This window comes from Parabacteroides sp. APC149_11_2_Y6, from assembly GCF_054506995.1.
Genome location: NZ_CP173709.1, coordinates 2,391,857 through 2,415,957 on the forward strand (window position 1 = coordinate 2,391,857; position 24,101 = coordinate 2,415,957).

General features: G+C 45.9%; 11 protein-coding genes. 7 read left to right on the forward strand and 4 right to left on the reverse strand.

The annotated features are described in order from the left end of the window. The 3 genes from ACGE0T_RS09750 to ACGE0T_RS09760 form a co-directional block, all read right to left on the reverse strand. Complete coding sequence (locus ACGE0T_RS09750) at positions 1 to 1,041, reverse strand: sensor histidine kinase (protein ID WP_459190269.1); 1,041 nt, start codon at positions 1,039 to 1,041, stop codon at positions 1 to 3. Between the two features lie 14 nt (positions 1,042 to 1,055). Then, positions 1,056 to 3,515: an outer membrane beta-barrel protein gene (locus ACGE0T_RS09755; protein ID WP_459190270.1), complete on the reverse strand. Its 2,460-nt coding sequence runs from the start codon at positions 3,513 to 3,515 to the stop codon at positions 1,056 to 1,058. Positions 3,516 to 3,763: 248 nt separating this feature from the next. Next, complete coding sequence (locus ACGE0T_RS09760) at positions 3,764 to 4,942, reverse strand: DUF5991 domain-containing protein (RefSeq protein ID WP_459190271.1); 1,179 nt, start codon at positions 4,940 to 4,942, stop codon at positions 3,764 to 3,766. 337 nt (positions 4,943 to 5,279) lie between these two features. On the opposite strand from ACGE0T_RS09760, the gene ACGE0T_RS09765 reads away from it, so the two are divergent. From ACGE0T_RS09765 to ACGE0T_RS09795, 7 genes are all read left to right on the forward strand, one after another. Continuing rightward, positions 5,280 to 9,614, forward strand: coding sequence for a CusA/CzcA family heavy metal efflux RND transporter (locus tag ACGE0T_RS09765; RefSeq protein WP_459190272.1), 4,335 nt, complete (start codon positions 5,280 to 5,282; stop codon positions 9,612 to 9,614). 29 nt (positions 9,615 to 9,643) lie between these two features. Next, entirely contained in the window at positions 9,644 to 10,552 is a 909-nt protein-coding gene (locus ACGE0T_RS09770; RefSeq protein ID WP_459190273.1) for an efflux RND transporter periplasmic adaptor subunit, read from the forward strand. Between the two features lie 19 nt (positions 10,553 to 10,571). Then, entirely contained in the window at positions 10,572 to 11,606 is a 1,035-nt protein-coding gene (locus ACGE0T_RS09775; RefSeq protein WP_459190274.1) for a sensor histidine kinase, read from the forward strand. A gap of 22 nt (positions 11,607 to 11,628) precedes the next feature. Beyond that, positions 11,629 to 12,393: a LytR/AlgR family response regulator transcription factor gene (locus ACGE0T_RS09780; RefSeq protein ID WP_459190275.1), complete on the forward strand. Its 765-nt coding sequence runs from the start codon at positions 11,629 to 11,631 to the stop codon at positions 12,391 to 12,393. 191 nt (positions 12,394 to 12,584) lie between these two features. Beyond that, the gene (locus tag ACGE0T_RS09785) at positions 12,585 to 19,904 is read left to right on the forward strand and encodes an amino acid adenylation domain-containing protein (RefSeq protein ID WP_459190276.1); all 7,320 of its coding nucleotides are present in this window, start codon (positions 12,585 to 12,587) and stop codon (positions 19,902 to 19,904) included. Positions 19,905 to 19,918: 14 nt separating this feature from the next. Continuing rightward, complete coding sequence (locus ACGE0T_RS09790; protein ID WP_459190277.1) at positions 19,919 to 21,643, forward strand: MATE family efflux transporter; 1,725 nt, start codon at positions 19,919 to 19,921, stop codon at positions 21,641 to 21,643. A gap of 15 nt (positions 21,644 to 21,658) precedes the next feature. Further along, positions 21,659 to 22,237, forward strand: coding sequence for a 4'-phosphopantetheinyl transferase family protein (locus tag ACGE0T_RS09795; RefSeq protein ID WP_459190278.1), 579 nt, complete (start codon positions 21,659 to 21,661; stop codon positions 22,235 to 22,237). 85 nt (positions 22,238 to 22,322) lie between these two features. On the opposite strand, the gene ACGE0T_RS09800 is transcribed toward ACGE0T_RS09795, so the two are convergent. Further along, on the reverse strand, positions 22,323 to 24,089 hold the full coding sequence (locus ACGE0T_RS09800; RefSeq protein ID WP_459190279.1) for a sensor histidine kinase: 1,767 nt from the start codon (positions 24,087 to 24,089) through the stop codon (positions 22,323 to 22,325). Positions 24,090 to 24,101 lie beyond the last annotated feature (12 nt).

The window sequence follows — 24,101 nt, forward strand, 5'->3', positions numbered from 1 at the left end:
TCATTCAGAAAGTTCAATAATTAAATCTACGGCATATTCATGGTCATCCAGCCTGATTGTCAGTTCGTGTTTACCCGGATAGAGCAAGTCCAATCTTCTTTTCAGGTTCTCGATGCCGATGCCTTTCTTTTCTTTTTCAAGAACATCCGTCAAAGCAACCGAGTTCATAACCTTAAAGTGGATTGCATTTCCTTCCGGGCGGATATCCACATTCAGCTTATAATCTCCACCAACATATTTAAACGCATTCTCCAACAAAGGTTGGAAAAGCAACGGATGGATGGTCTGCTCCTGCAATGCTGGGTCTATGTAGCATTGCAATTGCAGGCGTTCCGTCATACGGAGTTTCTGGAACCGGATATAGTTTTGCAGGTAGTCCATTTCGCGGTGAACCGGGACCTGCCCGTTTATATCATAAAGCTGGTAACGCAACAGGCTCGAAAGCAAATCAATCGTTTCTATCGCTTCCTCATTCTCCTCGTCTATCTGGAAATATACGGTATTGAGCGCATTAAAAAGGAAATGGGGATGGTATTGCGCTTTCAGCAATTTCAGTTCACTTTCCAGATGGTCTACTCTGACTTTCTCCAGCTGGAGAGTGCTCTCCGTATATTTTGTGAAAAGGATATGATCCCGGATTAAGATATAATAGAACAGGAAAAGAGGAACAGCCGCCGTGTTTATCAGAAGCACTTCCCCCCAGCGGAAACCGGCCCGGTTGATATAAATGAATACAACAAACAGAGCTGCATTCACTACAAGCAGGATAAAAACAAATACGATTCCATATTCCTGTATCCGTAAAAACAGGTTGTTACCCTTCTTTTTCCCAAGGAAACAGTTGGCTATCCGGCAAAAGAAAATATAAGAGAATATACCGGACAAAAACATTACGGCAAGCGCCTCCAACCGTTTAATCCAGCCGGCCCCACTTATTTCCCACATACGGACGCCATAAGCCATATCCGTAATGATCCATATGCAACAGCAAGCGAAAAATGCCATCAGCAAAGGCATCCATAAACTATATTTCGATTTCATAAGCCGCACTTCTTCTACAAAGATATTCTTTTGCTCTGGTCGATTGTGGTATCACGCCTGTTTTTTTCAGAAGCCTTCCCCTGTTTCAAATAAAGGGAAACGGAAATGCCGATGCAACGGTAATCATTAAACTGCCGGGTAGAAGCCTCTCCCCTGTTTCCCACCAGCGTCATTTCCAAATCCTGGCGGTTGCTCTGGAACAAATCGTTGGCATACAGCCGCAAAGTAAGCCTGTCGCCCCACACCTTCTTTTGTATGGCTGCCGATACGGAATAATGAGGTTTTACCGTAGCTTGTCCGATAGCCATCCTGCCGTTATAGAAACCGGATAATTCCGCATTCCATCCGTAAGGAAAAGTGAACTGGTTGTTTATACTGGCAGAAGGAGTAAAAAGTTTTTTTTCGATGGCCTTGCCAAACTCTTCCCATTTATACAGGCTATAAAAGCAAGTCGCATTTGCCGTCATGCGCCAGGCTTTCAGCCGGATGAGGTTGCCGGCATCCAGCCTTACCCCTATGCGCAGGTTGTTTTTAAAGTTTTCAGGATAGACCACCGCCACATCATTGTCCAACAGTTCGATGTTCTGCATTATCGGGTCTTTGGTATGCGAAAAGAAAAGCGTGGCACGGTACATCCGCTTATGAATATAGGTCCATTCTATATTGTCCGTCAGTTCGGCACGCAAATCCGGGTTTCCGGTAGACCGGGTATATTCATCCCATATATAATTGAAGGGACTTAAATCCCGGTAATTGGGGCGGACAATCCGCTGGTTGTATAAAACCGAAAAGCTGTTTTCCGTTCCCGGAAAATTATACCGAACCGTCAAAGTCGGGAACAGATGCAGGTAAGTATCCCTGTAGGAAGAATCCCGCAAAGCCACGTCCGAAGGATGATGCACACCGCTAATACGCGTCTGCTCCAGCCGTAACCCGGCTTCCAGATTAAAAGAGCCGGTCTGTGCATTTGCCTGAATATACGCAGCATTGATATTCTCGCTGTAATCGTAAGAGTTGCTTAAGCCATAATTCGTTTGCCACCCCTTTTGGCGATCGTTTTGATAAAGGGCATTGTTATCCAGGTTTACCCAGGTAAACTTAGCCCCGGCTTGCAAGGTTGCTTTCTGAAATAAGGGAATCGTTGTATTAGCTTGTCCGGAATACATATGGATATTCCCTTTTAAATCTCCCCTCATCCTATCGCTGTTGAGTAACCGGGCGGCAGGGTCTCTCATTTCACTCTCCATCCAAATCGCTTCCTGATGCGCATGCAGCAGATAGTCGAACGAGATATCCGCCGTCCGCTTCCGGTCGTCCTTATAACTCAGGTAAGTACCTCCCGAGAATCCCCGTTGATTCAGGCCGGATTCATTTTGTGTGTACAGGATTGAGTCTACAGGACTCCCCTTCCGGTTAAAGCGAGCTTCGGTGCTGCCGGGCAATCGCTTGGTTAAGAAATCGCCTATGGAAGACAGGCCGAACGTGAACTGCTCATTTATATCATAATCCATACCAATACGTACCCAGTTTGCCCGGATACGGTCTTTAAGATACGAACTTTGGTTGACCTGCATATCTTCTTCCGCCTTACCCTCCGGCCTCCGGTATTCCCTGAAGACATCCAGTGTGGATTTATATTTACCTTGCGAATGGGAATAGTCCATAAATACGCCGACCTTGTTCTTTTGCCAGGTGAAACGTCCGCCCGCATTCCATCTGCCATCCTGATTTTGCTGGTAGCCGATATTTACATGGGCGGTCCATCCTTTGGTTGCGACTTTCTGTGTACGGATATCTATCAATCCCGTCTTACCGGAAGCATCGTACTTGGCGGAAGGATTCGTCACCAGTTCTATATCCTTAATGGAGGATACAGGCATGGAGCGCAAATAATTCACTAACTTATCACCGGACAGGTAGGTACTTTTCCCGTTGACAAGCACATGGATTCCCGGTTGACCGTTCAACAAAACGCTTCCGTCTTCATTCACCACCACTCCGGGAAGGCTACGCAAAGCATCCAGCACATTCCCCTGCGAACCTGATACCATTGCATCCATATGGAACGTGGTTGTACCCGGTTCCATTTTCATCAGGGAACGTTTGCCTGTTACTGTTACCCCGGACAGCATCCGGCTGTCTTCTTCCAGAACCAGTGTCCCCAGGTTTTTACTTTGCCGGTCAGTTAGAAAACGGATAGGAATATATTGTTTTCGGAATCCCAACATCGTAACTTCCAGATAATAATCCTGTGGTTTCAATCCGGCAAAAGCAAACAGACCGTTTGTATCAGTTATTCCTCCGGTTACATAAGATGAATCCTCAGCATGTAGAAGTAATAAGGTTACGCTTTCCATCGGACAGCCATTCGCATCGGTTATTTTACCGGAAATACAAATTCCGGCATCCTGTGCCCAAAAAGGAATTGAAACCATTCCTAAAAGTAAAATCCATAAAATCTTAATTGTCCGCATGTTTCGTGTTTTATTTAAATCTTTAAGCGAAACTACGGACTACGGGAAACAAGGAAAAATAAGATTGACGAAATGCAGGTTTTCGAAGGTGTTTAGCAAAGAAAGCTGCTTTTTTGTAACGGCAGGCTTTACCGAGCGGTAGCGTTGACCTTTACCGCCCGATAACTGCTGTCGATACCGCTCGGTAACTGCCGTCGATACAGGCCGGCGTTTACAGTAGATGCCGAACGGCGTCGCCTACCTGGTTATTATTTTGTCTTTTTTATCTCTATATCTACATTGTAAACCGATTCACTGTTCAATGCCGGGCTGTTGAAGTAATATTTACCGTCCTTCCGAAAGAGTGTTCCAAGATAAGGTTCTTCGTTGTGCATGCTCGACCCATCGAGCAATTTATAAAAATACAAAATGATTACATCCGCCCCTCTTTCTTCGGTTGTACATAAGTCCTCAAAATAAAGCTGGTAACCAGTTCCCGTAAAAAAACAGGAATCAGGTTTAATAACTATCGAGTAGGCTCCGGACTCGTGCCAATCATCTTCTTCAGACGCATTCGTGGCAAATTCATATTCCCCATGCCAACTTTCGTCCACTTTCAAGTTATAGTCCTTTATTTTACTTAAATCGACCTTGAAATATTGATACTCTATGATATCTCCTTCCGGTTCATTTTCTTTATTTTCATAAGTTTTGAGGTATAGGGACGTATTATGAAACCAACAGGCCTCGTCGATAAGAATCCCGACAGACCATAATCCGAATAAATAATCAAATCCGGTTTCCGTTGCCCCATAAACATGTATAAAGCTATTTCTATCGACTCCTTCCGCTTCTATACCTGCTGTTACACAATATTCCATATTAGGTGAGAACAGTGGATCGCTATCGAATAAAAACTCTTCTCCGGTTTTTGATGAGATAAGAGAGAAGCCTGTACCTGCGTATGCGGAACGAATAAATTTATAGTAATTAAGAGAGGGAATATAGCCGGCATATTCATATTCCATACTGGCATCACTCGACATATCCGTATTGTTTATCAGTCTTTTCGTAGCCCCGTCTTTCAAAGGAACCGAAAAAACACCATTCACATCTTGTATCTTATTGGTGGTATCCACCCGATTCTTATACATGTTAAACACCTCCCTATATTCCGATTCATCAATATGGAGTAACATATCATCAAACCAACATGACGGATTTCTATAACTACCGGATTTTTCGCTTCTGAATATAATTTCCGCATCATCCGGGAACCGGGTATTCTCCACAACGGAAGTTTCGACAGGTGATATTTCGGTAAGAGGTGTTTCGGTCATTTTATTTTCTTCCGGCTCCACTGCTTTATTACTCTCTTTTGCACGATTGCCGCAAGCACTCGACAACAATAGTAAAGTCATAATAAGCGATAATGTATTTGTTTTCATTCCTAATTTAATTATGTTTTACACTTTATTTTATCAGTTTCATATGTAATGCCCATGCGCAGTTTCTCATACAACTTCCCGCAAAAACGCATGTATTATCTACATCAATTGAAAAACAAAGGTAATGATAATGATTAAACCTGCCATACAAAAAATAAACAGATAGCCTGATTATAAAAAACTGCATCGTAAATGCCGGAACTCTTTTTGGGGTGGTTTAACTCATTGCCGGAATCAGACAGTTCATTTGCCAATCGGGCGAGTTCAACCGTTTCATATTGTATAAGGTATTCCCCCTCTTTTATTTTGCAATCATTAAATCAAAGTATAAAAAAAGATGTTTAAAGCTATTGTCCGTTTTTCCATACAGAAGAAACTGTTTGTAGGGCTAACCGCCTTATTCCTGCTGATAGGTGGAATCTATGCAATGCTGACATTACCGATTGATGCCGTACCGGATATTACCAACAACCAGGTACAAATCGTAACTGTCTCGCCCACCCTTGCCCCGCAGGAAGTAGAACAACTGATTACACTACCGATCGAGATTGCCATGAGCAACATTATGAATGTGGAAGAGATACGTTCGGTATCCCGTTTCGGTTTATCGCTGGTGACGGTCGTTTTTAAGGAAAGCGTACCCACACTCGATGCGCGGCAACTTATCAACGAACAGATACAATCCGTTTCCGGTGAAATACCAGCCGAACTGGGAACGCCGGAATTGATGCCTATCACAACCGGGCTGGGAGAAATCTACCAATACATATTGAAGGTTGCCCCCGGATATGAGGATAAATATGACGCGATGGAACTCCGCACCATACAAGATTGGATTGTAAAGCGCCAATTGTCCGGTATTCCGGGGATTGTGGAAATAAACAGCTTCGGCGGTTACCTGAAACAATATGAAGTGGCTGTAGACCCCGACGTCCTTTACTCCCTGAACATTACCATCGGCGAAGTGTTCGAAGCCCTCAACAGCAATAACCAGAATACGGGAGGTAGCTATATAGAAAAAGTGAACCGCGCTTATTATATTCGCTCGGAAGGTATGATTAGCAAGATAAAAGACATAGAACGTATCGTGATAACCAACCGGGGCGGCATCCCTATTCATATCAGTGATGTAGGAACCGTCCGCTTTGGCGCCCCCAAACGTTTCGGTGCCATGACGATGGACGGTAAAGGCGAATGTGTGGGCGGTATCGCCATGATGCTGAAAGGAGCCAACGCCAATGTAGTAACCAAAGAACTGGAAACCCGCGTGGCAAAAGTCCAGAAGATGCTTCCCGAAGGAATAAGCGTAGAGCCTTACCTGAACCGCTCGGAACTGGTAAACCGGAACATCTCGACAGTAGTCCGCAACCTGATAGAAGGCGCACTTATCGTGTTTGTCGTATTGATGCTGTTCCTTGGCAATGTACGGGCAGGGCTGATTGTTGCATCGGTCATTCCCCTGGCCATGCTGTTTGCTTTTATTATGATGCGGCTGTTCGGCGTATCGGCAAACCTGATGAGCCTCGGGGCAATCGACTTCGGTATCGTGGTAGACGGCTCTATCGTTATCATCGAAGGCATACTGGCGCATATCTATACCAAACGCCTTGCCGGGCGTACCCTCACGCCGGAAGAAATGAATAAGGAGGTAGAAGCCGGCGCCGGTGGCGTGGTACGCAGTGCAACTTTTGCCGTATTGATTATACTTATCGTATTCTTCCCCATCCTTACCCTGACGGGCATAGAAGGGAAATATTTTACGCCGATGGCAAAAACACTGGTGTTCTGTATTATCGGAGCTTTGATTCTGTCGCTTACCTATGTGCCGATGATGGCATCCCTTTTCCTGAAACATACCATTTCCACCAAAAAGACTTTGGCAGACCGTTTCTTCGAGAAGCTGAACCTGCTTTATCAAAAGGGGCTTCATTTCTGCCTGCACCATATCTATGCCACCACATTGACGGCATTCGCCATGTTGGCAGGGGCTTTGCTCCTGTTTACAAGATTGGGAGCCGAGTTTATCCCAACATTGGATGAAGGTGATTTTGCCATGCAGATGACGCTTCCGGCCGGAAGTTCGTTGACACGGAGTATCGAACTATCCAGCCAGGCACAAAAAGTATTAAAAGAGAAATTTCCCGAAATCAAACATGTCGTGGCAAAGATTGGTACGGCGGAAGTTCCTACCGACCCGATGGCGGTAGAAGATGCCGATGTGATGATCATCATGAAGCCTTTCAAGGAATGGACCTCGGCGGGCAGCCGTGCCGAGATGGTCGAAAAGATGAAAAAAGCACTCGAACCGATAACCGGGGCGGAGTTTAATTTCAGCCAGCCTATCCAACTCCGTTTCAACGAACTGATGACCGGGGCAAAAGCAGATATTGCCATCAAACTGTATGGCGAAGATATGGCTGAACTCTACGCCAAAGCCAAAGAGGCAGCCATACTTGTAAAAAAAGTTCCCGGTGCATCCGACGTTCTGGTAGAACAGGCAATGGGACTTCCCCAATTGGTTGTGAAATACGACCGTGCCAAGATAGCCCGTTATGGTATGAACATCAGCGAACTGAATACGATTATCCGTACGGCGTATGCAGGAGAAGCAGCCGGGGTAATCTTCGAAAACGAAAGACGCTTTGATTTGGTAGTTCGTCTGGACAACAAGAAAGTATCCGACCTGAACCTGGACAAGCTGTTTGTCCGTACAGCCGAGGGTATCCAGATTCCTGTAAGCGAAGTGGCAACTATCGAACTGGTGAACGGTCCTTTGCAGATAAACCGTGATGCAACCAAACGCCGCATCGTCATCGGGGTCAATGTCCGCGATGCCGACATACAACAGGTGGTAAACAACATACAGGATACGCTCGACAAGGATATCAAGCTGAAACCCGGTTATTACTTTGAATACGGAGGACAATTTGAAAACTTGCAGAATGCCATCAATACGCTGCTTATCGTGATTCCGGTAGCATTGGCACTTATCCTGTTGCTGTTGTTCTTTGCTTTCAAGAGCGTTACTTATACGCTGGTAGTATTCTCAACCGTTCCCCTGTCACTGATTGGGGGTATCGTGGCACTCTGGCTACGTGACTTACCGTTCAGTATCTCTGCCGGAGTCGGATTTATAGCTTTATTCGGAGTGGCAGTCCTCAACGGTATCCTGATGATTAACCATTTCAATGATTTACGCAAACAAACAACATATAGCATGACAACCAATAAAATCATCCGTAAAGGATGCCCTCACCTATTGCGTCCGGTATTCCTGACCGGTCTGGTTGCTTCCTTGGGTTTTGTTCCGATGGCGATTGCCAAATCGGCCGGAGCGGAAGTACAACGCCCGTTGGCAACGGTTGTAATCGGAGGTTTGATTGTCTCTACAATACTTACCTTGATTATCATTCCTGTATTCTACCGGATGGTGAATATCGCTCCTGTATGGTGGAGAAAACTAAGAAAGCCGAAAGGAACCGTTCCGGTTATTCTATTGGCAATCCTGCTTCTCTCTCCGGTATATACAAGTGCCCAGACAGAAGAGGCTAAGGCGGTTTCCCTGGATGAAGCCATAGCGATCGCCATAGAGAACCATCCCCGGCTGAAAACGGCATCCGCCGCTATCGACTATTCCAAAGCCGGAAGAGGACAAATTCTTGAAACGGCCTCCACCTCTTTCAATTATTCCTGGGGGCAAATAAACGGAGAGGTCCGGAATGACAACCAAATGGAACTGACGCAATCGTTCGGTTCCCTCCTCACTCCTTTCTATAAAAACGCATTGGTATCCCGTCAGGTCGAAACCGGCCGGTATTATAAAGAGATGGTGAAAAAGGAAATCACAGCCGAAGTAAAACGTGCCTATGTCTATTATCAATACGCCAACCGCCTTTGTTCTTTGTATCGCGAGCAGAACGACCTTGCCGGACGTTTGCAGAAAGCCGGGCAACTTCGCTATGAGCAGGGAGACATTACGCTGCTAGAACGTAATATGACAACAACACTGGCAGCCGACCTTCGTGCCCGCCTGATACAGGCTGAAGAGGAATACCGCCTTGCCGCCCGCCGTTTTACATGGGCTTGCTATGCGGACTATGCGATTATTCCTGCCGACACTTCTTTGTCCGTCCTTCCGGTGCAAACGGATGCAAACCTGCTATCTGATGTTTATAAAGACTTTTTCATCAGCCAGGCAGACGAAAAGAAAGCAATGCTGAATATAGAACGGAGCCGTTTCTTTCCCGAACTATCCCTCGGATATGTACGGCAAAAGATAGCCCCGTTAAGCGGACTGAACTCATGGATGGTGGGTGTGTCTTTCCCCGTCCTGTTCTTTCCCCAGCACAGTAAAATAAAGCAGGCTAAAATAGATGCCTATATCGCACGCACCACAGCGGAAGCCAATATCCGCCAGACAGACAACCGTATCAGCGAGCTGCAAGCCATGCTGCGTAAACAGTCCGAAAGCATCCGTTACTACACAACCGGTGCACTGCCCGAAGCCGAAGCTTTACTCAAGAGTGCCTTGATACAATTCAGGGAAAGCGAAACGGATATCACCCAGTTCGTGCAAAGCCTGAATGCCGCGCGTGAAATACAAAAGGGCTACATCGAAGCTGTATACAATTATAATATAGCCGCCCTCGAACTGGAATTATATACAAAATAGATTGATAGAACGAATAATAATAAAGTAAGATGAAAAAGATATTGATACCTGCTGCTTTGCTGTTACTGGCAGCTTGCAACCAACCTACCCAGCCCGGTAATACGGGAGAAGCAACTCCGGTAGAAGCCGAACCTGTCCAAGCAGAAGTTTCCGAAACAGTAACGGACACAACAGAACAGGTGGATGCCATATCCTCGGCAACGGCCATGCCGAACCATTCTTCGTTCAACGGGACATTGATGGTTCCTCCCCAACGCCATGCAACCGTCACGCTGACAATGGGCGGTACGGTACACAGCACAACCCTGCTGCCCGGCGATTATGTAAAGAAAGGAACCGTATTGGCTACCTTGGAAAATCCGGACTTTATCCTGCTCCAACAAAACTATCTGGATGCACATGCACAAACAGAATATATGGAAACCGAATATGCCCGCCAACAGCGGCTGGCATCGCAGGAGGCCGCTTCACAGAAACGTCTGCAACAAAGCAAAGCTGATTATCTTTCCATGAAAAGCCGGCTCGAAGCCGCCGCCGCACAATTGACCATCCTCGGTGTCCCGGCAGAAGAACTGCTTCAGAAAGGTATCCGTCCTTATCTGGAAGTAAAATCTCCTTTAAACGGTTATGTGGCAAATATGGCTATCAACCTGGGCAAATACATCAATGCAGGCGAACCTATCTGCGACATCATAGACAAAGGAGAAACACTGATATGCCTGACTGCCTACGAAAAAGACCTGGAAAATCTGGAAGCAGGCAAACACATACAGTTCCGTGTCAACGGGATGGGCGAACAGACATTTCATGCTACTGTACTGTCAATCGGGCAGGTAGTAGATGAAACAAACCGTTCGCTCGAAATTTACGGACGTGTAAAAGAAAGCAATCCGCGTTTCCGTCCCGGCATGTATGTAAGTGCACGCGTAGAAAAATAGTATATTTGCAATTGTGAAAATGAACAGGATAGATAAATATGTAGTGGTACTGGCCGTTATTTCGATAATGGTGGCATTCCTGACCCATTTCCCCGAGTTAATTTCGTTGTTCGACCATTCGGGGGAAAATAACCTGTTTCCGGGTATGCACTGGGCGGATGTGGCCAACGAAATCTTCTTCACCTTTATTTCGTTGCTGTTGCTTTTTGCCCTGAATACGTTTGTGTTCAGGTTCAACCGCCCGTCGTCAATCATTACGTGGAAAAAGATTGTGTTGTCGTTTATAATGACATGGATTGTCAGCAACGTGTTAGGCAAAGGATTTGTATTCCTGCATCATCATTTCGATATTCCGGCTATCGATGCAATGGTACACCACTATCTGCATCCCTTGCGCGATTTTATCATTACCTGTATCGTGGTGGGCAGTTGTTATATTACTTATCTGGTACGCAAAAGCCAGCAGGTATTGGTTGAGAACCAGCAACTGCGGGCCGAAAATCTGCTCAACCAATATGAGGCATTAAAGAGCCAGCTTAATCCGCATATGCTGTTCAATTCATTAAACACCCTGCGTTCCCTGATACGAGAAACACCGGATAAGGCACAGGATTATTTACAGGAGTTATCGCATGTATTACGTTATACCTTGCAAGAGAATGAAAGCCAGAGCGTATCCCTCCGGGAAGAAATGGATTTTGTAAATGCCTATATCTTCCTGCTGAAAATGCGTTATGAAGAGAATCTTTCGTTTGATATTCAAATAGACGAAGCGATGGACATCTGCCAGCTGCCTCCCATGTCGGTACAACTGCTGATTGAGAATGCGGTAAAGCACAATGAAATCAGTAACCGCCGCCCATTGGTGATTCATATCCATGCGGCAAACCATATGCTGAGTGTTTCTAATCCGGTACAACCCAAGCTAACGGCAAGTGCAGGTACCCGTATTGGTCTTGCGAACCTGTCCAAACGCTACCGGCTACTCTTCAAACAAGAGATTGTCGTCCGGGAAGAAAAAGATATGTTTGTCGTTACAATTCCGTTAATCTGAAACACCTGCTAATTTTTACTGTATGAAAGCACTTATTATTGAAGATGAAAAAGCAGCCGTCCGCAACCTACAGGCTTTACTGTCGGAAGTAGCGCCCGACATGGAAATATTGGCTGTATTGGATAGTATTACGGAAACGATCGATTGGTTCAGGGCCTCTCCCGCTCCGGACTTGATATTTCTGGATATTCACCTTGCAGACGGTTCTGCTTTTGAAATATTCGAACATGTGGAAATCCGTTGCCCCATTATCTTCACTACGGCATACGATGAATATGCCCTGAAAGCATTCAAGGTAAACAGTATCGATTATTTACTCAAACCCATCGACAGGAAAGACATACAAAAAGCGCTTGATAAGCTGAAACTTCTAAATAGCGATAGCCCAAACAAAGAACCGGATTATACCTCTTTACTACGTGCCTTAAAAAAAGAAGAGAACTACAAAACCCACTTTCTGATTCCGGTAAAAGGAGATAAATTACTTCCTGTTTCGGCAGACTCCATCTTATTCTTTCATATAGACGAAGGGGTCGTAAAAGCGATGATGGCAGATGGAAAAGAACATATATTTCCCCAGACTCTGGATGAACTGGCAGACAGTCTGAACCCGGCTTTTTTCTTCCGCGTAAACCGCCAGTACCTTATTTCCAGAAAAGCTGTGCTCGATATCGATTTGTGGTTTAACGGACGCTTATCCGTAAACATGAAAGTGCCCGTGCCCGAGAAAATATTAATCAGCAAAGCACGGGTCTCTGAATTTAAAGAATGGTTTGCGGGAGGATAATCCTATATACAATATTGTAAAACACAAGGTACGGAAAGATTAAACAAAGCACATCGAATATAAAAATAAACCACTTAGCCTGACCTCCTGTAATATAAGCCAAACATAAAATAACTAAAAAAGTTGTTTCTTAATTTCATCTGCATTATTTTTAATTCGTCTTTTGAATAAACAAACTAAACTCTACTCTAATGAAAGTATTTCCACTCTCAAATGCCCAATTGAGGCTACTTCCCACAACACTCCAATTTTCAGGAAGCTTTGCTTATCAGTTAATCCGCACCTGCGATTTCCCTTTGGAAAACGAGATCCATCTGCAAAAAGCAGTACAAGACTCTGTACCCTCTTCTTTCAGACTCCGGTTGACGCAAAATGAACAGGGAGATTACGAACAGTATATCGGAGAACCGATACCTATTGACTTCGAAGATATCAGCGGGCTGCCACCGGCAAAGGCACAAGCCATAATCAATAAAGTGACATTCGAACCATACCCCGGTATACTGGACCAGCCATTGGCAAGAATCACCCTTGTGAAAAAAACAACAGGCATCACACTTATTTTCCATGTCCACCATATTATTGCCGACGGTTCGAGCATATATACCTTTTATAAAGACATCTTGCAGAACCTTGCGGCACTGAAAGAAGGTAAGAGTTATACAACAGAAAAAACAGGATACCAGGAATATGTATTCCACGAAATCGAATATCTGAAATCGGAAAAAGCGGAACAGGACAAAACGTTCTGGATAAATAATCTTTCCGGTCTGGAAGAATATCCCACTTTGCCGGCTGCCGATATTTCATTTCCGGTTCCCTACATCGACTTTTCGTTTACAGAAGAAGAATCCCGCAAGTTCCTTGCTTTTTGCGATACTTTTGAGAAACGGATTTCACCATTTATACTGGCATCATCCCTGTTCGCTATTTATCTGGCACGGGTAAACCGGACACCGGATGTTGTTTTGGCAAGTGGTATGAATGCACGTCCGCAAGACCAGAAAGGCATAAGCGGAATGTGCGTGAATACGGTTCCACTGAAATACCCCTACAAACCGGAACAAACGGTAAGGGAAGCCATTGCAGAGGCCAAATACATATTGAAACAAGGGCTGACGCACTGCCAATATCCGTTTAACCTATGCACCAACGAACTGGTTAAAGCCGATATTCAACCGGAATCCCTTTTCTCCTATTCCATTGTCTCCAACTCGATAGACATACCCGGAAAGATAAATGAAAAAGAAGCGTTGCTGCTTCCCTTCACCGTCAGGGTCAACCTTGCTAAAAAAGATGAGCAAGGTTTACAGAGCTTACGTTTCGTCTACAACAAACACCTGTTCACTGAGAATGAAGTTCGCAGAATGTTTGCCTGCCTACGGACCATGTTGATAGATGCCGTAGAACATCCGGATAAAGCCTGCGGAGATTTGGAAATGTTATCTCCCGAAGAAACCGAATTGCTCGATTCTTTCAATAAAACGGAATTTGCATACGACACCACCCAATCGATCGTCAGCCTCTTCCGCAAGCAAGTGGCAGAAACACCGGACAATATTGCCGTCGTATATAAAGAGAGACATTATACCTATCAGGAAGTGGACAGATTATCCGAATGTATCGGACAACACATAAAAAGCCTCGGATTGAAGAAAGAGCAGGCTGTGTCTATCCTGATACCCCGCTGCGAATATATGGCAATAGCCTCGCTCGGCGTATTAAAAGCCGGTTGTGCCTACCAACCGTTAGACCCCTCTTATCCGATGGAACGGCTTGCCTTCATGATGAAAGACACGGATGCACAACTTCTGATTGCCGACGAAAGCCTTATTCCCCTTGTCCCGGATTATAAGGGCGAAATATTGCTTACCAAAGACATTCCATCCCTGCCGGATAAGGGAATCCGGTTGGATGAGGTCCGCCCGGAAGATTTATTTATTTTCCTTTATACCTCAGGTTCCACAGGCGTACCTAAAGGTTGCATGCTGGAACACAGGAACCTGGTAGCCTTTTGCAACTGGTACCAGCGTTATTACGAACTAAAGCCGGGAAACCATGTCGCAGCTTATGCCAGTTACGGGTTCGATGCCAGCATGATGGATACCTATCCGGCACTGACCTGCGGGGCTACCATGCATGTAATCGGCGAAGATATCCGCTTGGATTTAATTGCACTGAACGAATACTTCGAAAAACATAAAATCACCCATAGTTTTATCACCACACAAGTGGGACGGCAGTTTGCGCTGGAAGTGGAAAACCATTCCCTGAAACACTTATCTATAGGCGGTGAAAAGTTAGTTCCCCTGACGCCTCCGGCAAACTACCATTTCCACAATGCTTACGGTCCGACGGAATGTACCATTTATACAACGGTTTACCAACTCACAAAAAATGAAGAAAATATACCCATCGGCAAACCGCTGGATAATCTGAAACTTTACATTGCAGACCCACGGGGCCACCGTCTTCCGGCAGGGGCTACCGGCGAGTTATGGGTTGCCGGCATACAGGTATCAAGAGGTTACCTGAACCGTCCGGAAGAAACGGCAAAAGCCTATATTCCCAATCCATTCGACAATGAACCGGGATATGAAAGAATCTACCGCACCGGAGATATTGTACGCTATCTTCCGGATGGAAATATCGCATTTGTAGGGAGAAAAGACGCCCAGGTGAAAATCCGGGGATTCCGCATCGAGCTGACAGAAGTAGAAGCCGTTATCCGCGAATTTCCCGGTATCAAGGATGCAACGGTACAAGCGTTCGACGAGGAAGGCGGAGGTAAATTTATTGCCGCTTATATCGTATCGGACCAGCAGGTAGACATCGAGGCGCTGAACGACTTTATTCTCGATACCAAGCCTCCTTATATGGTTCCGGCGGTTACGATGCAAATAGATAAAATCCCGCTGAATCAAAACCAGAAAGTAAATAAGAAAGCACTTCCCGTACCGGAAAAGAAAGCATCCGCCACGGAAGAAATACAGGATAACCGCCCATTGAATGTCCTTGAAGAGGAATTAATGGAAATCGTTGCCGGTATTATCCATACGACAGAGTTCGGGGTTACTTCCAAATTAGGCTATGTGGGCCTGACTTCCATATCCGCTATCAAACTGGCTACCGTGGTTTATAAAAAATACGGGGTGACGCTCGACTCGAAAACGCTGGTAAAAAGCGGAACGATACAGGATATAGAGAATGAGGTTATCCGGCATTTGCTGACGGCTCCCCAAAAAGTAGGCGGAAAGGATAATACAAGCGCCCAAAAAGAATATTATCCCCTGTCCTACTCCCAATCCGGCGTGTACTATGAATGTATGAAACGCCCGACTGAAACGGTATATAATATTCCTTTCATCCTGACTTACCCCTTGGATATCCTGCCGCAAAAACTGGTTGCCGCCGCCACGGAGGTTGTGGAAGCGCATCCGCACCTGATGACGCATTTCGAAATGAGAAATGAAGATATCGTACAGGTATATGCCATCCAAAATGTAAGCATTCCCGAAATACTGATGAATGAAGAAGAGTTTGCCATTCACAAAAAGGAGTTCGTGAAACCCTTCAACCTGATGAAAGGGCCGCTATACCGCCTTGAAGTGGTTCGCACGGAAGAGCACACTTACCTGTTGCTGGACTTCCATCATTTAGTGTTCGATGGAGCATCCTGCGATTTATTTATCAATACGCTCAATAAAAGGCTCGAAGGCGAAGCGGTCGAAAAAGAAACCTATTCTTATTTTGAGTATGCAGACGACGAAAAGAATGCGGAAACAAGTGCGGAATTTGAAGCGTCCCGCATCTTCTTCGATAACCAGCTCAAGACATGCGAAGGAGCCAGCGAAATATCTTCCGACCTAAACGGTAATCCGGAAAACGGCTCGCTTGCCGAATGCCTGTATCCGGTAGACCATGCGCAGGTAGATGCTTTCTGCAAATCGGAAGGCATTACTCCGGCACATCTGTTCCTTGCCGGGGCATTCTACACAATTTCCCGCTATGTCAACAACAAGCAGGTTTATATCAGTACCATCAGCAACGGGCGTTCCAATGTGAAAATAGCCAACACGACCGGTATGTTTGTCAAAACACTGCCATTGGCTGCCACTATCGGGGAACAGACCGTAGAAGCATTCCTCAAAGAAACAGGCCGCCTGCTGGATGATACCCTTTCACACGAAAACTACCCGTTTGCCAAACTGGCTGCCGAATATAATTTTAAACCGGAAATCATGTATGCCTACCAGGTAGGCGTATTAAACCGGTATACAACAAATGGCCAGCCTGTCGGATTTGAAATAATGGAACTGAAAGTCGCCAAGTTCAAACTATCCATCCATATCGAAATGCGCGAAGACAAACTTTGTATTGTCCTGCAATACAATGATGCCGTTTACAGCAAAGCACTCATGGACGGGTTTGCGGAAGCGATGGCTACGGTTATTTCCCATATGATGGAGAATCCGGCTTCGAAAACCAAGTCTGTTTCCATGCTAAGCAAACACCAGGAAGAAGTAGTAGATAAATTCCATGAAGCAGGAACAGCAGATATTCCTATCCGCCTTTTCCATCAGGGAATCGAGAAACAGGCAGAACTTCGCCCTGACCATACGGCACTGATTGCTACGGATGCTACATTTACTTATGCCGAAATGAACCGGCAAATGAACCGGATTGCACATGGCCTGATCGCCCTCGGCGTGAAACCCCAGGCACGTATCGCCCTGTTGCTGCCACGCACCAGCCGGATTATACTTTCCATGTTCGGGGTAATGAAGGCGGGAGCTGCCTATATTCCCTGCGACCCGGAATATCCGGCCGAACGTATCCAGCACATCCTGGACGATTCCGGTGCAACCTATATTATCACGACAAGCAGCCGCATCTCCGACTTTGAAACGGGCAGAGCCATCGATATAGAAAAACTGCTCGAGCACCCGGATACCACCAATCCGGATATCGCAACAGCACCAACCGATTTGGCATATCTGATCTATACTTCCGGTTCCACCGGCAAGCCGAAAGGCGTGATGCTGGAACATCAGGGTATCTGCAACTACCTGTTCAATCATCCGGTCAATCAGCATGTACACGCCATGGCAACCGAAGCACATATCACTTTGTCCGTGACAACGATATCCTTCGATATGTCGCTAAAGGAAATAGGCACGACCCTGTTCAACGGGCTAACGCTTGTCCTTGCTAACGAAGACCAGGCAAACAACCCGTTGTTACTCACTCAATTGTTCAAACAGACAAATGCCGATGTATTCAATGCTACCCCGTCGCGTATGCTGCAATATATGGAACTACCCGATTTCTGCGAAGCGCTCTCCCACTGCAAAGTAATTATGTCGGGAGGCGAGAAATATTCGGATAAACTGCTTCGCCGCCTGCATGAAATCACCAAGGCACGTATTTTTAATACATACGGCCCGACCGAAATCACGGTTTCTTCCAATTGCAAAGAACTTACACACGCAAACAGCATCTCTATCGGACGCCCGTTGCTAAACTACAAAGAGTTTATTGTAGATACGGATGGCAATGAACTTCCCGCAGGAGTGGTCGGCGAATTATACATCGGAGGTATCGGTGTGGCACGAGGATACAACAATCTGGAAAAGATGACACAGGAACGTTTCATCGATTACAAAGGATGCCGCATTTACAAATCCGGGGATTATGCCCAATGGACTCCCGAAGGAGATGTGGTTATATTGGGACGTACCGACAACCAGGTCAAATTAAGAGGACTCCGCATCGAATTAGGAGAAATCGAGGCTTGTATCACAAAAGTTCCGGATATAAAAAGTGCGGTCGTCATGATCCGTACAATCGGCGGACGAGAACATATCTGCGCTTACTTCACCGCCGGGCAAACCATAGACATCGACTTCCTGAAAGAAGAGCTGAAAAAGACGCTTACCGCCTACATGATACCGACAGCCTATCTGCAACTGGATAAACTGCCCCTCACACCCAACGGCAAGACAGACCTGAAAGCGCTTCCCGAACCCCAGCTCGCCATCAGCGGAAAGCAGGAAGAAGCGGCAAACGAAGTCGAACAGAAGTTCTGCGATATCTTCGCCAAGATACTCGAAGTGGAAAAAGTAGGTGCCACGGATAACTTCTTCGATATGGGAGGAACCTCTTTAGTCGTTACCCGCATTATCATAGAAGCAGCCAACCTGGGTTATACCATTGCCTATGGCGATGTATTCTCGCACCCTACTCCCCGTGCGCTGGCCGGATTGACAGGAGCGGGAGACGAACAACCCGTCGGCATGTCGAAAGAAATTACCGGCTATGACTACAGCCTTTTGAAAAATGTACTGAAAGCAAACAATCTCGAAAACTTCGCAAAAGGGGAACGCCAGCCTTTAGGCAACGTGCTGCTGACGGGAGCAACCGGTTTTCTGGGTATCCATATCCTCAAGGAATATCTGGATACACAAACAGGAAAGATATATTGCCTGATGCGCGGACACAATAACGTGCCTGCCGAAAACCGTCTGAAAGCAATGCTTTTCTATTATTTCGAAGACGCGTTTGAAGAATTGTTCGATAAAAGGATATTCATTATCCAGGGAGATGTCACCCATTCCGAACCTTTCGACTACCTGCTGAACGAACCGGTCGATACGGTTATCAATTGCGCTGCCAACGTGAAACACTTCTCCAAGGGTACGGATATAGAAGATGTAAATATCGGAGGGGTAAAAAATATAATTGGCTACTGCCTGAAGACCCGGGCACGCATGATTCATATCTCGACCATGAGCGTGGGCGGCATGAGCGTCAACGGTTATCCCAAACCGGGAACAGCCATGACAGAGCAGATGCTGTACTTCGGGCAATATATGGATAACAAATACGTCAACTCCAAATTCATAGCCGAACGGACCATCCTCGAAAACATAAAAGAGAACCGCCTGAATGCAAAAATCATGCGTGTAGGCAACCTTTCCGCCCGCAACAAAGATGGAGAATTCCAGATTAACTACAGTACGAACAGTTTCATGGGACGCCTGAAGGCTTACCGCTTTTTGGAAGAATGCCCGTACAGCCGTCTGGACAACAGCATGGAACTGTCGCCTATCGATGAAGTCAGCAAAGCCATCCTGTTATTGGCCACGACTCCGAAAGAGTGCTGCATATTCCATCCGTTCAACCATCATTTCATCCTGTTGGGAGATATCTTTACGGAAATGTCCGAACTCGGCTTTAATGTAAAAGCTGTGGAAGACGAAGTATTTGCCCGCACATTGGCAGAGGCAAAAGCCGACCCGGAAAAGGCGCGTATCTTATCCAGCATGCTTGCTTACGAGAACATGGCGCACGGACAGAAAGCAGTCAATAACCCGAAGCATAACGCGTATACCATGCAGGTGCTTTACCGCTTGGGATATCGCTGGCCTATCACTTCGTGGGATTACATCATCCGGTTCCTCCAGGCATTGCAGGGACTGGGCTTCTTTGATAATGAAAACGAACTGTAATAATATAGATATCCATGCAAACCCGAAATCCGTATCTGATACATAAGGTTTTTAAATCGTACCTGATTGCGTCTATTCTGGCAACGGTAGCTACTACATTAGGTTTGGTGGTCGACGGCATCATCGTCAGCCACCTGATGGGTCCGTTAGGATTGTCGGCAGTCAATCTGGCATCGCCCCTTTCCCAGTTTTATGTCACCTTTCACCTGCTGGTAAACACGGGGACTGCCATGCTTACTGCCACAGCCATAGGCAAAGGGGATATCCGGCAGGCGGAACGGTACTTTTCTTTTGCCATCACCTGCGACCTGGTGTTAGGTGTATTGTTTTCTCTTGCCGGCATATTCTTTTTGGACGAAGTAACAGCCGCCCTCTGTACCAATGCCGAACTGTATCCGATGGTGCGGGATTATGTGCAGGTGATGCTGCTTACGGCTCCGGTCTATTTACTGCTTCCCGGATTGGGAGTCTTTGTACGCACGGACGGTTCCCCTCGCTTGACCTCCATTGCCCTGATCGTTGCCAATGTTGTCAATCTGGGGCTGGATATTATACTTATCAAATATTGCCATTGGGGAATAGCCGGTTCGTCTATTGCTACGGCAATCGGTTTTCTGACCGGCATCCTGATTGCGCTCATCCATTTCAGAAAAGAGCGGCATATGCTCCGGTATGTTTTCACCTTTAAAGGAATATCCGTATCCGATGCCATCGTCATGGGGCTGCCGATGGCATTGGGTTCCGTCTTTATGACGGTACGCTTGCTGTGCATCAACCATATTGTATTGTTTTACCTGGGAGCAATGGCGGTCAGTATCCTTGCCATCTGTTTCAATTTGCTGAGGCTGGTCAATATGTTTATCAGCGGGACGGTACAAACCTTGCAGCCGGTAGGTTCCCTGCTGATTGGGCTGGAAGATTACCAGGGCGTACGGATTGCTGTAAACAAAGCCTTGAGAGTGCTTCTGCAAGTATTGTCGGTGGTCTGTCTGATTATCCTGATTGTCCCGGGCCCTATTGCCTATCTGTTCGGATTGGAAGACCCGTCGATTATAGAAGAAGCCAAGAAAGCCATACGGGTCGTATCCGTCAGCTTCCTGCTCTTCGGTATCACTTATTTGCTAATGGCGGTCTATCAGTTGACCAAACGGCATAAGCTGGCGATATTCATATCTACCATCCAGTCGTTGGCAATTATTCCCTTTATGTACGTATTCGCCCGTGTTGCGCCCGGATTGGTTTGGGAATCGTTTCTTGCCGGCGAGGTTGCCGTATTCCTGATAGTCGTTGCCATTACCTGTTTCATCCGCAAGAAAGACAAATCTGTAGCTCCGTTGACACTTCTTCCGGAGAGCAGGCAAGACCGGTTGCTGGACTTCTCCATCAGCAGGGATAAGGATGATTTCGAAGAACTTCTTTCGTCCGTAGAGGCATTCCTGAAACAAAACAAGATAGACAGCCCTGTCGCCAACAAAGTAAAATTATGCAGTGAAGAGCTTGTGTTGAACGTTATCCAACATGGCTATTCCGACAAAAAGAAGCACTACATCGATATCCGTATCCATATCCGGGAGAAGCAAATAAACATCTGCATAACCGACGACGGCATTCCTTTCAATCCCATCCGGTACGACAAGCAGGAAGGGTTAGGCTTGCTGATAGTTAAAGACATCTGCCGGGATTTGGAATATAAATACCTGTTCAACCAAAACAGGGTATTCGCCAGAATCCCTTATTAAACCTTTTGCAGAAAGATGGTCTACCTGTTCGACACACTGGAAACATTCGGTACGGAAGAGTTGGCTGCCGCCCTGGAACAAATCTCTCCCCAGCGGAGGGAAACCGCATTAAAGTACAGGTTTGAAATCGACCGCAAACTCTGCGTCAAAGGATACCTGTTGCTGAAACAGGGATTAAGAGAGGAATATGGAATAACGGATAACCCCGTTTTCGAATATATGCCCGGCGGCAAACCGTTCCTTCCCGCCTATCCGGATATCCACTTCAACATCAGCCATTGCAAACGGGCGGTAGTTTGCATAATCGACAGATATCCTGTTGGCATCGATATAGAAGAAATCCGTCCTTTCGACCCGGATGTAGCGGCTTTCGTATGCAGCAGGCAGGAATACGATATGCTGCTTTCTTCCCCTGAACCGGATATTGCTTTCATTGCACTATGGACACAAAAGGAAAGCTTGCTTAAACTGACCGGAGCGGGTATCCATACGGATTTGAAGCGGCTATCGGAACAAGCGGATAACTATGTTTTTGAAACCCGTATCCATAAGGAGAAGAATTATATACGGACGGTATGCCGCCATAGAGGTTAAAAAAGCCGTTTTCCAAGTTATTCCAGGTAAGAAGCATCTTCCTCCGGCAAACCCGGATGTTTTTTAAGAGCCAATCAGGAAATTCCTATATTTTTTTCTTCAAGGTAAAAAAGAACGTCATTCCTTTCCCGATACTGCTTTTAGCCGTAATCTGCCCTTTATGGAAATTGACGCCGTTCTTGACGATGGATAGTCCCAATCCGGTTCCGCCCACTTTGCGGCTGCGTCCTTTATCTACCCGGTAGAAACGTTCGAAGATACGGTTGATATGCTCTTCGGAAACACCGACCCCGTTATCTGAAAAACTGAAATAATAGAATTTCGGGTCTTCTTTATAGCAATTGACTGTAATCTTTACGCCTTCCCCGGCATAAGCAATGGAATTATCATACAGATTCCGGAAGATAGAATATAAAAGAGAGTAGTTTCCGTATATAACCGGGTTATCCGGTAATATCAACTCTGAAGTAATCTTCTTCTCTTCCATTTCTTTTGAACATTCCTTTTCTATCTCCGTAACCAACCGGGTTATGTTCACATCGGAAAGGTCGAACATTTCGGAAGCCTCATCCAGGCGGTTCAGAACGGATATGTCGCGCAACAGACCGGTCAGGCGTGTGCTCTGCGAATAGCAGCGTTCGAGGAAGAACTGGCGTTTATCCTCCTTCAGATCCGGATTGCTCAGGATTGTTTCCAGATAGCCCTGGATACTGCTTACCGGGGTTTTCAGTTCGTGTGCCACATTCTGGGTAAGCTGGCGTTTCATCCGGCTTTCCTCCTCCTGCCGGGAAATATCGTTGATGGATAACTCATAGCTGTTATCGAGGAACAGGATACATTCTATCAGGTATATTTTCCCGTTTTTATCTATGGTGACAGATTCGCGCATAACTTTCCGTTTGCGGTTCTGATTCGGTATGTTCTTAGCCAGGAACTGGCGGATAGGTTCCAGTTCATTCACTTCTATGGCATCTTCCGACTGGCGGATTTGCGTATCGGATATTACATTCAGAAACTGGACGAAAAGGATATTCGAAAGTATTTCCTTTCCTTCCGCCGTGAACATGGCAAAACCTTCCTTGGAATACTGGAAATGCTTGATAAGCTTTTCACGCTCCATAGACAGTTCGTCTTTTGCTTTCTGCTGGAGATGGTACAAGGATATTATATTCTTGGAGATATCACCCAACTCGTCATTCGGAAAGAGGTATTCGCTTTTAGGGATACGGCCGTTTTTAATATTCAGGGCAAAGTCGCGCAATTTGGAAATCGTACGCCCGATACTGAAGGTAAAGCGTGAAAGGACGAAGAAGAAGATAATCGTCATCAATGCCAGGAAATAGATAAAGTCCTTATTCACCGTCAGCACACGCTGTGTATAAGGGTCCCACGGCAATGCCGAACGATAGATATACCCTCCGATATTCGTTGCGGAATAAAAATACCGTTTACCGGTAGAGTTGGACGAACGGATGGCAAAGCCGCTATTATATAAACGGGCTTTGCGTACTTCGCTACGGTTATTATGGTTATTAAATTCTTCCGCCCCGCTATTATCAAACAACACATCTCCATCCGGGTTTATAATCGTAACGCGCAGGTCTTTTTGTGGAATATCATAAATAAACTCATGGACGACTGCATCAACATTTTTATCCTGTTTGATACGCCGGTATAGCTGGTAGTTGTAATTGCTCAATACACTATCCAGCTTCTCCTGTGCAAACTCCCTCTCCCGTTGATACTGAAACAACAGAAAACAAAGCGTAAACCCGAGAAACATCGCAAAAATAGACCAGAACAACCGTTGGCTGAACGGTACCCGGTTTCTTGTTTCTGCTTCAATCTCCATCTTCCCTGACTC

Excerpts from the sequence above, each read along its gene's own strand:
- ACGE0T_RS09750 (WP_459190269.1), bottom strand. The coding sequence starts at position 1,041 with ATGAAATCGAAATATAGTTTATGGATGCCTTTGCTGATGGCATTTTTC.
- ACGE0T_RS09755 (WP_459190270.1), bottom strand. The coding sequence starts at position 3,515 with ATGCGGACAATTAAGATTTTATGGATTTTACTTTTAGGAATGGTTTCA.
- ACGE0T_RS09760 (WP_459190271.1), bottom strand. The coding sequence starts at position 4,942 with ATGAAAACAAATACATTATCGCTTATTATGACTTTACTATTGTTGTCG.
- ACGE0T_RS09765 (WP_459190272.1), top strand. The coding sequence starts at position 5,280 with ATGTTTAAAGCTATTGTCCGTTTTTCCATACAGAAGAAACTGTTTGTA.
- ACGE0T_RS09770 (WP_459190273.1), top strand. The coding sequence starts at position 9,644 with ATGAAAAAGATATTGATACCTGCTGCTTTGCTGTTACTGGCAGCTTGC.
- ACGE0T_RS09775 (WP_459190274.1), top strand. The coding sequence starts at position 10,572 with ATGAACAGGATAGATAAATATGTAGTGGTACTGGCCGTTATTTCGATA.
- ACGE0T_RS09780 (WP_459190275.1), top strand. The coding sequence starts at position 11,629 with ATGAAAGCACTTATTATTGAAGATGAAAAAGCAGCCGTCCGCAACCTA.
- ACGE0T_RS09785 (WP_459190276.1), top strand. The coding sequence starts at position 12,585 with ATGAAAGTATTTCCACTCTCAAATGCCCAATTGAGGCTACTTCCCACA.
- ACGE0T_RS09790 (WP_459190277.1), top strand. The coding sequence starts at position 19,919 with ATGCAAACCCGAAATCCGTATCTGATACATAAGGTTTTTAAATCGTAC.
- ACGE0T_RS09795 (WP_459190278.1), top strand. The coding sequence starts at position 21,659 with ATGGTCTACCTGTTCGACACACTGGAAACATTCGGTACGGAAGAGTTG.
- ACGE0T_RS09800 (WP_459190279.1), bottom strand. The coding sequence starts at position 24,089 with ATGGAGATTGAAGCAGAAACAAGAAACCGGGTACCGTTCAGCCAACGG.